Source organism: Schaalia naturae, from assembly GCF_042665795.1.
Lineage (GTDB): Bacteria > Actinomycetota > Actinomycetes > Actinomycetales > Actinomycetaceae > Pauljensenia > Pauljensenia naturae.
Genome location: NZ_JBHTEF010000001.1, coordinates 366,104 through 379,296 on the forward strand (window position 1 = coordinate 366,104; position 13,193 = coordinate 379,296).

General features: G+C 68.1%; 9 protein-coding genes. 8 read left to right on the forward strand and 1 reads right to left on the reverse strand.

Annotation, left to right across the window (positions count from 1 at the left end):
* Positions 1-47 precede the first annotated feature (47 nt).
* The 8 genes from ACFQWG_RS01620 (at position 48) to ACFQWG_RS01655 (ending at position 11,393) form a co-directional block, all read left to right on the forward strand.
* A complete protein-coding gene (locus ACFQWG_RS01620) occupies positions 48-1,919 on the forward strand; it encodes a polysaccharide biosynthesis tyrosine autokinase (protein ID WP_380971501.1) in 1,872 nt (623 codons plus the stop codon).
* A 466-nt stretch (positions 1,920-2,385) separates the two neighbouring features.
* On the forward strand, positions 2,386-2,943 hold the full coding sequence (locus ACFQWG_RS01625; protein WP_380971503.1) for a hypothetical protein: 558 nt from the start codon (positions 2,386-2,388) through the stop codon (positions 2,941-2,943).
* Positions 2,944-2,954: 11 nt separating this feature from the next.
* Entirely contained in the window at positions 2,955-3,587 is a 633-nt protein-coding gene (locus tag ACFQWG_RS01630; RefSeq protein WP_380971505.1) for a signal peptidase I, read from the forward strand.
* Complete coding sequence (locus ACFQWG_RS01635) at positions 3,584-4,516, forward strand: hypothetical protein (RefSeq protein WP_380971506.1); 933 nt, start codon at positions 3,584-3,586, stop codon at positions 4,514-4,516. Before ACFQWG_RS01630 ends, ACFQWG_RS01635 begins: the two co-directional genes overlap by 4 nt.
* 82 nt (positions 4,517-4,598) lie before the next feature.
* Positions 4,599-6,263, forward strand: a complete 1,665-nt coding sequence (locus ACFQWG_RS01640) for a DUF885 family protein (RefSeq protein ID WP_380971508.1) — start codon at positions 4,599-4,601, stop codon at positions 6,261-6,263.
* 252 nt (positions 6,264-6,515) lie between these two features.
* Positions 6,516-7,544, forward strand: coding sequence for a LacI family DNA-binding transcriptional regulator (locus ACFQWG_RS01645; RefSeq protein ID WP_380971510.1), 1,029 nt, complete (start codon positions 6,516-6,518; stop codon positions 7,542-7,544).
* A gap of 304 nt (positions 7,545-7,848) precedes the next feature.
* Positions 7,849-9,993, forward strand: coding sequence for an alpha-galactosidase (locus tag ACFQWG_RS01650; RefSeq protein WP_380971512.1), 2,145 nt, complete (start codon positions 7,849-7,851; stop codon positions 9,991-9,993).
* 101 nt (positions 9,994-10,094) lie between these two features.
* Entirely contained in the window at positions 10,095-11,393 is a 1,299-nt protein-coding gene (locus ACFQWG_RS01655) for an MFS transporter (RefSeq protein WP_380971514.1), read from the forward strand.
* Positions 11,394-11,524: 131 nt separating this feature from the next.
* Here ACFQWG_RS01655 and ACFQWG_RS01660 read toward each other — a convergent pair whose 3' ends face one another.
* A complete protein-coding gene (locus tag ACFQWG_RS01660) occupies positions 11,525-12,559 on the reverse strand; it encodes an ROK family protein (protein WP_380971515.1) in 1,035 nt (344 codons plus the stop codon).
* Positions 12,560-13,193 lie beyond the last annotated feature (634 nt).

The window sequence follows — 13,193 nt, forward strand, 5'->3', positions numbered from 1 at the left end:
CCCATCCATGCGGCTCGAATCGCCGGTAACCGGACGGACACTGACACATGACGTTTCAGGACCTGATCACGCTGACCCGGCGACGCTTCGTGGCGATCGCTGTGTGCATGCTGCTCGGGCTGGCCTCCGCCATCGCACTGCTGTGGGTCACCCCCCAGTCCTACACGGCGAACTCAACGGCCTACGTCCGGGTGTCCGTGCCCGAGTCGGACGGCACGTCGGCGAACGCGAACGCCTACTACAACGCCTCACAGCTGGCCACGCAGAAGGTCAAGGCCTTCGTCCCCGTCTTCACCTCCCAGACTGTCGCGCAGGCCGTCATCGACCAGCTCGGACTGAAGGAGAGCCCCACGGAGCTGGCCTCCGCGCTCACCGCGTCCAACGCGACGAACTCCCTGACCATCAACGTCACCGCCACCGCCTCGACCGCCGATCAGGCGCGCCAGATCGCCGACGCCGTCGTCGCGCAGGCCGCCGTCCAGGTGAAGGCGCTGGAGGGCGAGTCCTCCCCGGTCGAGGTCGTCATGATGGCACCCGCCGACCTGTCCGCCGTCACCGTCGCGCCCTCGACCGCCAAGTACCTGGCGGCGGGCGTCCTGGCGGGACTGCTGCTCGGATACCTCCTGGCCTTCGCCCGCGACCGCTTCGACACCAGGATCCGCACGGCCGACGACATCTCCGAACGCTTCGAGATCCCGATCCTGGGCGTCATCCCCAACTCGTCCACGGTGGCGCGCACCGAGGACTCCTCCGGGGACTTCCGGGCCGAGGAGTCGCTGCGCAAGCTGCGCACCAACCTGCGCTATGCCAATGTGGATCACGAGGCGCGCATCCTCGTGGTCACCTCGCCCATGCAGGGGGACGGGAAGTCCTCCATCGCGGCGCAGCTGGCGAAGGTCTCGGCGCTGGCCGGGCAGGAGGTCGTGCTGGTCGATGCCGATCTGCGCCGCCCCACCGCCCGCAAGGTCTTCGGGATCGCGGAGAAGCTCGGGCTCACGCAGCTGCTGGTGGGCGCGGCCAGCCTGGACCAGGTCGTGCGGCCCACCCGGATCGAGGGGTTGTCCGTGCTCACAGCCGGCGACATCCCGCCCAACCCTTCGGAGCTGCTCGGGTCCAACCGGATGGCGGAGCTCATGACCTACCTGTCGCGGGACAGGATCGTCATCATCGACGCGCCGCCGGTGCTGCCCGTCACCGATGCCGCGGTGTTGTCGAAGTTCTCCGATGCCGTCGTCATGATCGTCGGATCGGGCAAGACCACCGCGGAGCAACTCGACCACGCGCTGGCGTCCCTCGACCAGGCGGGCGGGCAGGTCGCCGGCGTCGTGCTCAACCGGGCGTCCTCCTCGAAGCTGTCGAAGCTGAAGTACGGGGACTCGGAGTACGGATACGGCTACTACCGGTCCGAGTACGCCTACGAGGCGGCCGAGAAGGGAGCCGCGGGAACGGGAGGCGCTCGCGGCACCGGTGCGCGCCCCTTCTCGGGGGAGATTCCGATTGAGGGCGCGATCGCCGGTGAGACGGCGGCTCCGGCTCCGGTGACCCTCGCGGAGGGCGCGCCCGCCCGGCCCCAGGCCGACGCCAGCCCGCGTGAGCGCGTGCGCCGGAGAGGCTCGGCGGCGGTCCGCGGAGCCCGCCGGGCAACGGCGGGTGGCGCCGCGCCGTCGGCGGGTCCGGCACCGGCGGCTGTCCCGGGGCGCGTGTCGATCATGCCCGTGGCGGCCCCGCCGCCTCCCGTCGAGACATCGGCTCCGGCTTCGTGGGACACCATCGCGGTCGGGCAGGCCCAGGCCCCCCGCAGTGCCGGAGCGCCGGTCGCCTCAAGCGGGGCTGCGCGCGCGGTGGGGACCGAGCCCATCTCTGTGGATCGTCGCGGCAAGGTCCGCTTCCCCCCGCTGCACGCCTCCCGCGAGGAGTGAGACAGTCGTTCCAGGTCGCCCGGGCGGCGCTCGGTCCTCTCCGAGTGCCGCCCGACACGTTTTTGGGGTCCGTCAGAGCGGGCTGTCTCCCACAATTGGGAGCATGCGGATATGCGGATGACTGAGTTGTCTCTCACACTTGACATCGTTGACTTACGCATGGAGATCGGGACTAAAGGCCCAGCGAGGTATTCAGACATCTGAATGAACATGCGGACACGTGTGCCTTCGCGCAGGTTACGGGCGATGTGACGCATGGACGTGTCAAGGAACACACGATGTCGGAGAGGGGTTCCGGCCTGCGGGGACAGCGCGGACGTGGTTGGGTACTGCACGTCCGGCGTCGCCCGGCCGGTTCGGGAACCCCACGCAGGTGAGGAGATCGGCCCTGGCGGACGCCGGCTCCTGCTTCCCCGATGACGGGAGGCCGTTGTCCCCATTGAAGAAATTGAAAGAGAAGGCCCGTATGTCCACGTCCGCCGCCGCACATCGTGACAACGCCCATCGCACCTCCGACACCGTCCGCCTGGGAGCCCTGCTCGTGGCCGTCGTCGGGATCGCCATCGCCGCCACCTCAGCCGGATTCACCAACGACGCGTGGTTCTCCGCCGATGCCTCCTCCGCCTCCGTCTCCCTGCAGGGCAGGGTCAGCGGAACCGCGGACTTCGCCGACGCCGACGACGGCACGGTCGCCATCGCCGTCCCGTCATCCGTCTTCGCCAACATGGTTCCGGGCGAACAACGCTCGGTGGATCTCGACCTCAGGAACGCCTCCAGCGTCGGGCTGTCCATCACCGAGAACACCACCGCGACGGGTCCTCTGGTGGACACCGACAGCGGGACGGCGATCGCGCTCGCCGGCACGCCGACCACGATGGCGCAGGGGCAGGAGGACACCGTCACCCTCACCATCACCGCGGGAGACTGGGACGACGCGTTGCAGAACCAGGCCGCGGACGCCAACGCCGTGACGCTGGAGTTCACCGGCACCCCGATCGCGGACTCCGCGGCCGCCGGCAACTGAGCGTTCCCGCGATGAGGACCGCCATCGCCGGGGCCGCACGCCGGCTCTGGAGGATCGGAGCGGGCGCCGTCACCGCGGTCGGACTGATCGCGATCGCGATCAGCGCGGGTGCGCACCTGGGCTGGATCAGTCCTCTCGTGGTGGTCTCCGGGTCCATGGAGCCCGCAATCTCCACGGGCGACCTCCTCGTCGACGTGCGTGTCCCCGTCTCGCAGCTGCGGGTCGGAGACGTCGTCTCCGCCCGTCCCGATGCGGGCGACCTGCCGGTGTCGCATCGCATCGTCGAGATCCAGCAGGACGGCGACACGGCCTTCCTGCGTCTCAAGGGAGATGCCAACGCCTCCGCAGACGCGCCCATCTACCAGCTCAGCGGCACGGCCTGGACGCCCCGCTGGCGGATCCCGGGCGCCGGGTGGGTGTTGACGAGTCTGGTCAGGCCGTCGGTGAGGTACCCCCTGATCGCCGCTCTCATCGCGCTGATCGTGTTCGTGCGCGTCCCCGGCCGCCCGCGCCCCGCCCGGAGTGCCCGGGCCCGGCATCGCGCCGAGGCGCCGGCCGACGTCGGCCGGCGCGACGGCGGGAGAGCCCCTGCCCGTGCCTCGGTCGGGACCCCTGAGCGGATCCCGCAGGAGATCGCGACATGACCGACGGGGAATCCGGCCGGAGGGCGATGCCCCGGACGGCGAGGAGGGCCATGGGCGTCCTCCTCGCCGTCCTCATCCTGGTCGGGGCCGGCAGCGTGGCATGGGCGACATGGAGCTCCCAGGTGGCGGTCTCCGCCGGTGTGAGCTCTGGGAGCTGGTCCCAAGGCCCCGCGCCCGACCCGGGCGGAAGAGACAGCGGCGTCCTCGTCGCCGGTGACGGCACGGCGTTCACGACACCGGTCACGTGGAAGGACTGGACCTCGTCCGGCCCCGTGGGCGTCGCGGACTCCCTCAACGGGCAGACCAACCGCGGCAGGCGGATGTGCGCCGAGGTCACCGTGCGGTCCACCGGAGGCGGGGCGGGGCCCTGGCGGGTGGTTGTCGACTACTCGGGCGCGCCCTTCTACGGGACGCGGCCCACCTACTGGGACGGGGCCGTCACCGACCTGGATGACCACCGCCTCCAGATCACCTCCTATCAGCCGCTGGCCGCCGGCGAGACCGCCTCCCTGTCGCTGTGCTATGCCGGCATGGGCACGCCGGCAGCCGTGACGGACCAGGGGACCTGGCAGGTGGCCCTCGGAGATCTGCGCTCCGACACGCTCGGCGGGAACCCGGCCATGTGCCGGACCGTCACCGTCACCGGAACCGCGGACACCGCGGACTACCCGTTCTACTACGGCTGGTCCACCACGGTGGACCCCGCCGAGCTGGTCTCCGCCTTCCGGGAGCTCAGAGGCGTCGACGCGCGGTACTTCTCCGTCGTTCCGGATCCCAGCGGAGGAGAGCAGATGACCCTGGACGGCGCGACCTCGAACAGGATCCGTCTGGACGGCTCCTCACGCGCGCATACCGTCACCTCGGGGTGGCAGACCGCCCTTCAGGGACGGGGCGTCTACACCTTCTCCGCCTGCGTCACCCAGTGGTGACGCCCTCCGGGTTCCGTGGCGTGGGCGGCGTACCGTTGACCTCGGGGTTCGCCTAATCCCGAACGCTGCGAGGAGGACTCTCATGAACGCTGACGCCGTGCAGGCTCTGGCACGCGAGTACTGGGAGTGGCGGGCCGCCGAGCAGCCACAGACCGACGACGACATCCCCCGTCTCCTCCGGCCGACCGGGTGGCGGCCCCGGTGGAGCCCGCGCGACGTCGACGGCTATCGCGCGGACCTCGCCGGCTTCGAGGCGCGATGGGAGTCGATGGAGCGCCCCGATCCGGACACGGGGGATCCCCAGGTGCGCGCCTGGGTGGTCGACCACGCGCTGATCGGGTCGGCGCTGGCCCGCGCGCGCTTCGAGCTGGACGTGGTGGCCGGATGGCGCCATGACCCGAGCTTCTACGTCGACCAGTCCATCGGGATCTACTTCGACCTTCTGCGCTCGCAGGGTCCCTTTGACCAGGTGCGCGCCGGCACGGTCATCGCGGCGCTGGGACGCGTGCGGGATGTGCTGGCCCAGGGGATGGAGAACCTGTCGGGGCATGCCCACGCCGAACAGGCGGCGCTGACCGCGCGCACCCTGGAGGAGGCCTCCGGTGCGGGGGCCGGAGAGGCGCTGCGCGCGAGCGTCCGGGCTCTGGCGCAGCTCGTTCCCCGGCCCCAGCGCGAGGACCTGGCCGTCGCGGGCCGCGACGCTGCGGACGCGCTGGAGGGGTTCTCCCGCTGGCTGCACGGCGACATTGGCGCGACTCCGTGGGCACCGATCGGGCGCGCCGCCTTCCGGGCCTTCCTGTCCCAGGTCGCGCTCATCCCCGCTGCGCCAGAAGAGCTGCTGGACGTCGGTGCGCGCGAGCTGGCGCGCGCCGAGGCCTTCAGCGTCATCGAGTCGCGCGGGCACCGGGCCGACTCCGGGCGGGGGCCCGGCCGCGGTCCGCTGCCGGACATCGCCTGGACCCTCGCGCGTCAGAGGGACCAGGAGGCGCAGCTGCGTTCCTTCTACGAGGGACGGGACCTGCTCTCCCAGCCCGAGACCCTGCGGCACTACTGGCTGGCGCCGATGCCCGACCACATCCGCCCCCTGCAGTGGCTGGGAGTCACGGACGACATCAACTGGCAGCGCGCCGAGGTCCCCGCCGTGTCGTACCAGCCCGATCCGGCGCGAGAACCCGCCGGTCTCGGCTTCTTCGACGACGCGATCGCCCGCGACCCCATGACCGGCCTGATCCACGAGGGCGCTCACTCCCAGCAGCTCGCCCTCTCGGCCGTCAACCCCGACCCTGTCCGACGCCACTACTACGACTCGGGGGCGAACGAGGGCGTCGCCTTCTATAACGAGGAGATGCTCGCCCGCGCGGGTCTGTTCGAGGGCGCCTCCGGCTCCGCGGAGACCGTCCACGCCTTCCTGCGGCTGCGCGCCCTGCGCGTCGGCGTCGACATCGGGCTGGCCCTGGGCAGGCTCTCCATCGACGAGGCCGCCCATGAGCTCGCGGAACGGGTGCCCATGGATCGGGCGACTGCGCGTTGGGAGGCGACCTTCTTCGCGAAGACCCCGGGCCAGGGCATGACCTACCAGGTCGGCAAGACGCAGATCCTCGGATTCCTGGCGGACGCCGCTCGGGAACCCGGGTTCAGCCTGCGCGCCTTCCACGACCGTCTCTGGCGGGAGGGCAACGTGCCGATCGCCCTGCAGCGCTACGAGGTCCTGGGGGATGTCTCCGTGCTGGACAAAGTGAGATGGTAGGTCGGGGGAGAGAGTTCCTGCGGGTTCTTCCCGGGGCATGTGTCAGTGAGATGGGGTTTCGGTGCGTGCCGGGCGCGAGATCATCGTGAACCGGCGCTGAGACCCTGTTCGGTTGAGCGTCCTCGGTATGCGGGGCTCGCGGTGAGCATGGCGGCGGGGAACTCGCCTGTAGACTCAGCGGAGGTGATGCGGCCCCCGTCGAGGCCTCTGCGGGGAGGCGGTCGCGTTCACTCTCATATGAAGGGATGAATCGTGGCCGCGACCTACAAGGACATCCAGAAGATGACTGGGCTGTCGTTGTCGACGATCTCCAAGTACTTCAACGGCGGAAACGTTCGTCCAGACAACGCTGAGGCGATCAAGCGGGCGGCGTCGGAATTGGACTACAGGGTCAACAGCTTCGCGCAGTCCTTGCGCACGCAGAAGTCGAAGACGGTGGGCGTGCTGCTCCCAGATTTGACCAACACCTTCCATGCCCAGATCATCTCTGGGGTCTCTCTGGACCTGATGCATGCGGGTTATGGGGTCATCGTCGGATCTTTCGGCGAGAGCGAAGAGAGCATGGACGACGCCGTGGAATTTCTCTTGAGCAAGATGGTCGACGGCCTTGTCGTCGTTCCCACAGCGGCAGGCCGGTTGCCTGTTGCGCTCCAGAGTGCCTCGAATGGCCATCCTCCCGTCGTCGTCCTCGACAGGACTCCCTCTGATGACGTTGACTCGGTGACTGTGGACAATGAGCGCGCCGGCTTGGATGTCGGACGTCTTCTGTTGGCCCACGGACACCGTTCGATCGGGATTCTCGCGGGTCCGCAAGGCCTGTCATCGACGAGTCAACGCGCAGCGGGCGTGTTGTCCGCGTTCTCGGAGGTGGGTGCCGACGTTCCGGATGCCAATGTCGTTCACACCGCGCTGAGCGTCGAGCAGGCGCGCCAGGCTGCTCATGGGCTTCTGACGCGGACCGATCGTCCGACCAGCATCTTTGCGACGAACTCGGAGCTGACGGTCGGAGCCGCCATCGCGATACGGGAGCTTCAGTTGGAGCTTCCCGGCGACCTCTCGATGGTCGGGTTCGACAATGTCGATTTCGCGCGAGCATTGCCGCCGGGCCTCGACATCGTCGTCCAGCCAGTGCCTGAGATCGCTCACGCCGCCGCCGAGCTTCTGCTGGCCCGGATGGAACACGCGCAGGACGGTCAGGTGGCCCACCGTGTGCTCCAATGCTCGATGATGCGCGGCGCATCGGTCGGGGCCCCGCCTCTGGCTGTCCGATCCGTGCGGTGACGCCGCCGCGCTCGCAGTGGTCCCCGCGAGGCGAGCGTCTTCGGCCTGCTCGTCCCCGGCGATGATGTCGTAGGTCGGGGCCTCATGGGTCGACAGGTCGCGACGAGCCCGGAGTCGACGGGCGACCGGCACCAAGGTCGACGCTTTCGCCTTGCGGTCCTCGAAGCGGTCGATCTCCCGCTCGGTCTATCGGGACTTCCGCGACGACCGGGGGCGGGGGATCCTCTCGCGCCTCTTTGTCAGCTCCTTGCGTAAACACCGATACCCTTCTAAGATTTTCTTACTGCAAGAAAATAATTGGAAGATGGTGATGGCGATGGAGCCGGTACGACCGAGCAGCCTCCTTCAGCTCACGGCGGGAGGCGTCACAGTGCTCGTCGCCGCGGGATCCTCGCGCCTGCCTCGAGTGGTCTACTGGGGTCGGGCACTGCCGACCCTGGGTGAGGAAGCCGCCCAGGAACTCCTCGGTACGAGGGACGCGGTCGACATGATCGGCAGCGGCCAGCTGGATGCGACGATCCCGATCCTCGGGGAGGCCTCGGACGAGTGGTTCGACGAGCCCGGTGTCGTGGGATCCCGCGAGGGCTCAGACTTCAGCACGGGTTTCGTGCTGACCTCACTCGAGAATGACGCCGACCATTTGATGTTCGAGGGCGAGGACGCCACGGCGGGACTGGCGGTCCGGGTGGAACTGGGACTCGAGGCATCCGGACTCCTCTCGGCGCGTGCTCGGCTCATCAACAGGGGCGATACGCCATTCGACCTTGAGGCGCTCACCATCACGCTTCCCCTGCCCGCCGACGAGTCCGAGGTGTTCGACCAGACGGGACGATGGCTGCGGGAACGCACGAACCAGCGGCATCACCTGACCGCGGGGATCCACGGCCAGGAGACGCGCGTCTCACGGGGATTGCGGGCATCGGCGGTGCACGGCGTGTGCGAGCCGGCGACCGACTGGAGGCATGGGCGCGCCCATTTGGTCCACGTTGCGTGGTCGGGGAACACCCGGACCGAAGTGGTCTTGAACTCGATCGGTCAGCAGTACGTCCGTGCCGGCGAACTGCTCTATCCCGGGGAGATCCGGCTGCGACCGGGGGAGGAGTACTCGACCCCGGTGGTCCTGGGATCGTGCGGGGACGGGCTGGACCAGGCCTCCCATCGTTTCCATGAACACGTCCGCGCCTTGGCCTCCCACCCCGGATCCGCCAGGCCGGTGACTTTGAACAGCTGGGAGGCGGTCTACTTCGACCAGACACCCGAGAGGCTGACCGAACTGGCAAGCTGCGCGGCATCGGTGGGAGTGGAGCGTTTCGTCCTGGACGACGGATGGTTTTCTAGCCGGCGGGGAGACTCGAGCGGCCTAGGCGACTGGACGGTCTCCGATGACGTATGGCCCGACGGCCTGCAGCCCCTCATCGACGTCGTGCACGCGTGCGGCATGCAGTTCGGGATCTGGGTCGAGCCCGAGATGGTCAACCTCGACTCTGAGCTGGCACGACGCCACCCGGAGTGGATCCTGGCAGCCGGTGGACGGCTTCCCCGCCCGATGCGCCACCAGCAGGCCCTGGACCTCACCATCCCTGAGGCGTGGGACGACATCCACGCGCAATTGGAGGCGCTGCTGGATGCCTATGAGATCGACTACATCAAGTGGGACTTCAACCGGGACCTCGTCGAAGCCGGTAGCCAGGCGAGCGGCACTGCCGCCTACCATCGACAGGTCGAGGCCGTCTACGGGCTGATCTCAGCGCTTGCCTCGGCACATCCGGGACTTGAGATCGAGTCGTGCGCTTCCGGCGGCGGACGTCTGGATCTCGGAATCCTCGAGCACGTCCAGAGGGTGTGGACCTCTGACTGTCTCGATCCCGTCGAGCGTGAACGCATCCACGACGGCACGGACCTGTTACTGCCTCCCGAAGTGATGGGAGCACATATCGGGTCGGCGGTGGCGCACTCGACGGGGCGCGAGTCGACGTTGCAGTTCCGGGCGGTCGTCGCGATGTTCTATCACCTCGGGATCGAATCGGACCTCACGAGGCTCGGGGACGATGACCTTCGACAACTGCGCGAGTGGGTCGGGCTCCACAAGTCACGGCGCGATCTGTTCCATCACGGCGTGACGGTCCACGGCCGTGGACCGGGCGTGCATCTGCGGGGCATTGTCAATGAGGATCGAGACCATGCGGTCTACGCCCTCACGAGCCTGCAGACGCCTCAGGCCGAGGGGTTTGGGCGGATCCGTCTCCCAGGACTCGACGCGGACCGCACCTATCGCATCACCCCGCTCGCGCCGGCACACGCCCCCCAGGGCCGGGTGGCACGGACCTGGCCCCAGTGGTGGTCCTCTGGGCAGGTGAGCCTGCCCGGCGCCGTCCTGGATCATTTCGGACTCCCGGTTCCACGTCTCAACCCTCAACAAGGAGTGCTCATCGAGTGCCGAGCTGAGTGAGGTCGCGGAACGCGGACGGACGCACCGCGCCAGCGCAGCGTGGAACGCCCAGCAGCCAACCATCGCGCAGAGATAGAGATTCAGATCAAGGGAGATATGACATGTCATCACAGGCAGGAACGGCGAAGCGACCCAACCCGTGGTGGGTCGCTTTCGTCTCGGGAATGGCGTCTTATATCGACGCCGTGGCTATCGTGTCCTCCGGGACCGCGCTGACCATCTACACGCAGGTCTTCGGCCTGTCCACCGCGAAACTCGGTGGACTGGCGTCCACGCTGACGCTGTTCATCGCCGTGGGAGCCATTGTCGGAGGCCGCCTCGGCGATCGCTACGGACGCAAACGCGTCTTCATGGTGACGATGGTCGTCATCGCCCTGGGATCGTTGCTCACCGTCATCGGGAGCACGTTCACGGTCCTGGCCATCGGCATCGGGCTGATGGGATTGGGCACGGGGGCCGACTTGCCCGTCTCGATCGCGACGATCGCGGAGTCGGCGGAAGAGGACCAACGCGGAAAGCTCGTGAGCTTCTCACAGATCCTCTGGACCGTCGGCATCATCCTCTCCGGTGTCTTCGGCACCATCTTCGGAGACATGGGCCGAACTGGCGGCCAGATCCTGTTCGGTCACGTCGGGCTCGCCGCTCTCATCGTGTTCATCCTGCGCTTCACCATCCCCGAGTCCCGCGAATGGGAGGCCGCGCGTTCGGACGAGATGCGCGGGGAAGGCCCTGCCAGCGGTCATGAGGGCCTAGGCCACCTGCTCCGCAAGCCGTACCTGCGTCCCTTCCTCGCCCTGCTCTTCTTCTACGCGCTGACGAACATCACCGTGAACACGGACGGTCAGTTCGGCACCTACATGCTGGTGAACCTGGGAGGCCTGGACGTGTCCACCGCCTCTGCCATCTTCACGGGGTGCTCGGTCTTCGGCATCGTGCTGACCTACGTCTTCATGAAGACGGTGGACACGCGATTCCGCATGACGGTCTTCGCCGTCGGAGCGGTCACGGGTGTGGTCTCTTGGCTGCTGCCCGCGCTCTTCGGGGCGACGACCGTGCCGCTGGTGAGTCAGATGATCCTCATCTTCGTGTTCAACGGGCTGGCCTTCGAGGCGATGATGAAGGTCTGGACGCAGGAGACGTTCCCAACACTGCTGCGTTCCACCGCGCAGGGATCCATCATCGCGATCGCGCGGTTCCTCGCTGCGGCGGCCGTGTCCGTCACTCCGACGCTGCTCGCGTTCTCCCCCCGTCTGACCGCATGGAGCCAGGTGATCCTGATGGCGATCGGACTGGTCTGCGCGCTGACGTCGTTCCGGACCGGCGAGTATGTCAAGAAGGACGAACTGGCGTCAGCGATCGATGGCGGTGCTCACTCGCGGGAGTCCTCACTCACCGCGTGAGAGCAGCGTCGCGGCTGTACCGGCAGCCGTAGAGCCGGTGGCCTGTCGTTCCGCGTCCGATGCACGTTCATGTGCTTGACGCGGAACGGCAGGCCCTTCCTGTCGGCTCGCACTGTTGCCAGGGGACGAGCTCACTCAAGCCTGCGGGTCCACTCGTCGACGGCGACGGCAGCGGCTCCTCGCGCCCAGGCGTAGAAGTCGATCTCCTGCACGTGCACGGTCTCCGTCCCGCTCATCCAATGCCGCGATCGCGCGACCTCCTCGTCGAACGCCCTGCGCTCGATCTCGACCACGCCGACGCCCTCGCCGGAGACGATAACGGCATCCGGGTCCACGATCGCCGCAACGATGCCGACAACACGCCCCACTGCCCTCGCGGCGTCACGTGCGATGTCGACCTGGGGGGAGGCCCCGAGCGCTGCCTGTCTGAGGAACTCTGGGAACGTGCTCTCTGAGCCGGTGCGGAGGCGCAGAGAGGACAGGATCCCCTCCGTCGACGCGAAAGCGCGCAAGCAGCCAACATGCCCCATCTCGCAGACGGGTCCCGTGGCGGCGATCGGCACGTGCCCGATCGAACCAGCCCATCCGTGTGCGCCCTCCTGGACCACGCCGTCGACCACGATACGGCACCCGAGCCCGGCGCCCATCGTCACGAGGACGAACGAATGGTATCTGCGGGCCTGACCCCACCAGGACTCCGCCTGTGCGAAGGCGCCGACATCGTTGCTGACAGTCACCGGTGCCGGCAGACGGGCTTCGACGAGCTGTCTGAGGTCCACGTTCGTCCACGAGAGAATGCCGGAACGGAGCACGACTCCCTCGGGGCTGACTTGGCCTCCGATGCTCACCCCGACACCCGACACCGGATGCTCCCGGCGCAGAACGCCGACCATGTCCGCAATCGTGTCGGCAACGGCGTCGGGCGATCGATGGACGATGGGGGTATCGATCTGACCGATCGACAAGCCGGAAAGATCTGTGAGGACGCCGAAGACGTGGTCCCCGGTGACTTTGAACCCGGCGAACTCCGCATGGGAGCCGACGACGTCAAGGAGGTAGGCCGGCTTTCCCCTCTGCTCGCGATTCTTCGCCAATCTGTCGGTCTGGACGAGGACGCCCTGCTGCATCAACGGGGTGATGATCCGAGTGACAGTGGCGGCACTCATCCCCAAGTCCGTTCCGAGTTCACTGCGTGTGGCCGCGCCGCGGGAGATGATACGGCGCAGTAGGTGCGCAGCGTTCGAACGATTCCCAGACACTCTCCCAGCTTACGTTCCGTCTGGCCGCAGGCGCGTGGCGGCGACTGTCGGCGATCCGGACGGGAGCGTGAGGACCGAGGACCGCGGGCCGGATGCTGCTCCGCGCTCTGCGCCAGAGCCGCGGGGCGAGCATGCGCGCGGCGAGCAACGCCGCGATGGCGATGAGGCGCTCGCGCGCTCAGAACCGTCTGCGCCTCCGACGCTGGGTCCCCTTTTCCTCCGTCGAGTCCGGACGAGCCCGCTCTTCGGCATTCGAGTCCAGTTGCTGCCGACCTCCTTGGCGGGGACGCCGGAGCGGTGGGCGAAACGGCCGGTCGTCGCCGGGGCGACGATGTCGTCTTTGAACGGCTCGCCCCAGCGACGAGCGGGCCCCCGACCCGTGCCGTCCGCCCGCTCGCCGACTCCTCATTCATCAGCGCAGACATCCTGCAACGTCACGAAATCGCGACCAGATGGCGCGACCCGGGTCGGATCTCGCACACGAGGGCATTGACCAGCGGACAGCAAAGTAGTATCGTTTCGCTCTGGAGGAGGAAACGTT

What these genes read in the sequence shown, in the direction of transcription:
- ACFQWG_RS01620 (WP_380971501.1), top strand. Translation starts at nt 48, where the DNA reads ATGACGTTTCAGGACCTGATCACGCTGACCCGGCGACGCTTCGTGGCG.
- ACFQWG_RS01625 (WP_380971503.1), top strand. Translation starts at nt 2,386, where the DNA reads ATGTCCACGTCCGCCGCCGCACATCGTGACAACGCCCATCGCACCTCC.
- ACFQWG_RS01630 (WP_380971505.1), top strand. Translation starts at nt 2,955, where the DNA reads ATGAGGACCGCCATCGCCGGGGCCGCACGCCGGCTCTGGAGGATCGGA.
- ACFQWG_RS01635 (WP_380971506.1), top strand. Translation starts at nt 3,584, where the DNA reads ATGACCGACGGGGAATCCGGCCGGAGGGCGATGCCCCGGACGGCGAGG.
- ACFQWG_RS01640 (WP_380971508.1), top strand. Translation starts at nt 4,599, where the DNA reads ATGAACGCTGACGCCGTGCAGGCTCTGGCACGCGAGTACTGGGAGTGG.
- ACFQWG_RS01650 (WP_380971512.1), top strand. Translation starts at nt 7,849, where the DNA reads ATGGTGATGGCGATGGAGCCGGTACGACCGAGCAGCCTCCTTCAGCTC.
- ACFQWG_RS01655 (WP_380971514.1), top strand. Translation starts at nt 10,095, where the DNA reads ATGTCATCACAGGCAGGAACGGCGAAGCGACCCAACCCGTGGTGGGTC.
- ACFQWG_RS01660 (WP_380971515.1), bottom strand. Translation starts at nt 12,559, where the DNA reads ATGAGTGCCGCCACTGTCACTCGGATCATCACCCCGTTGATGCAGCAG.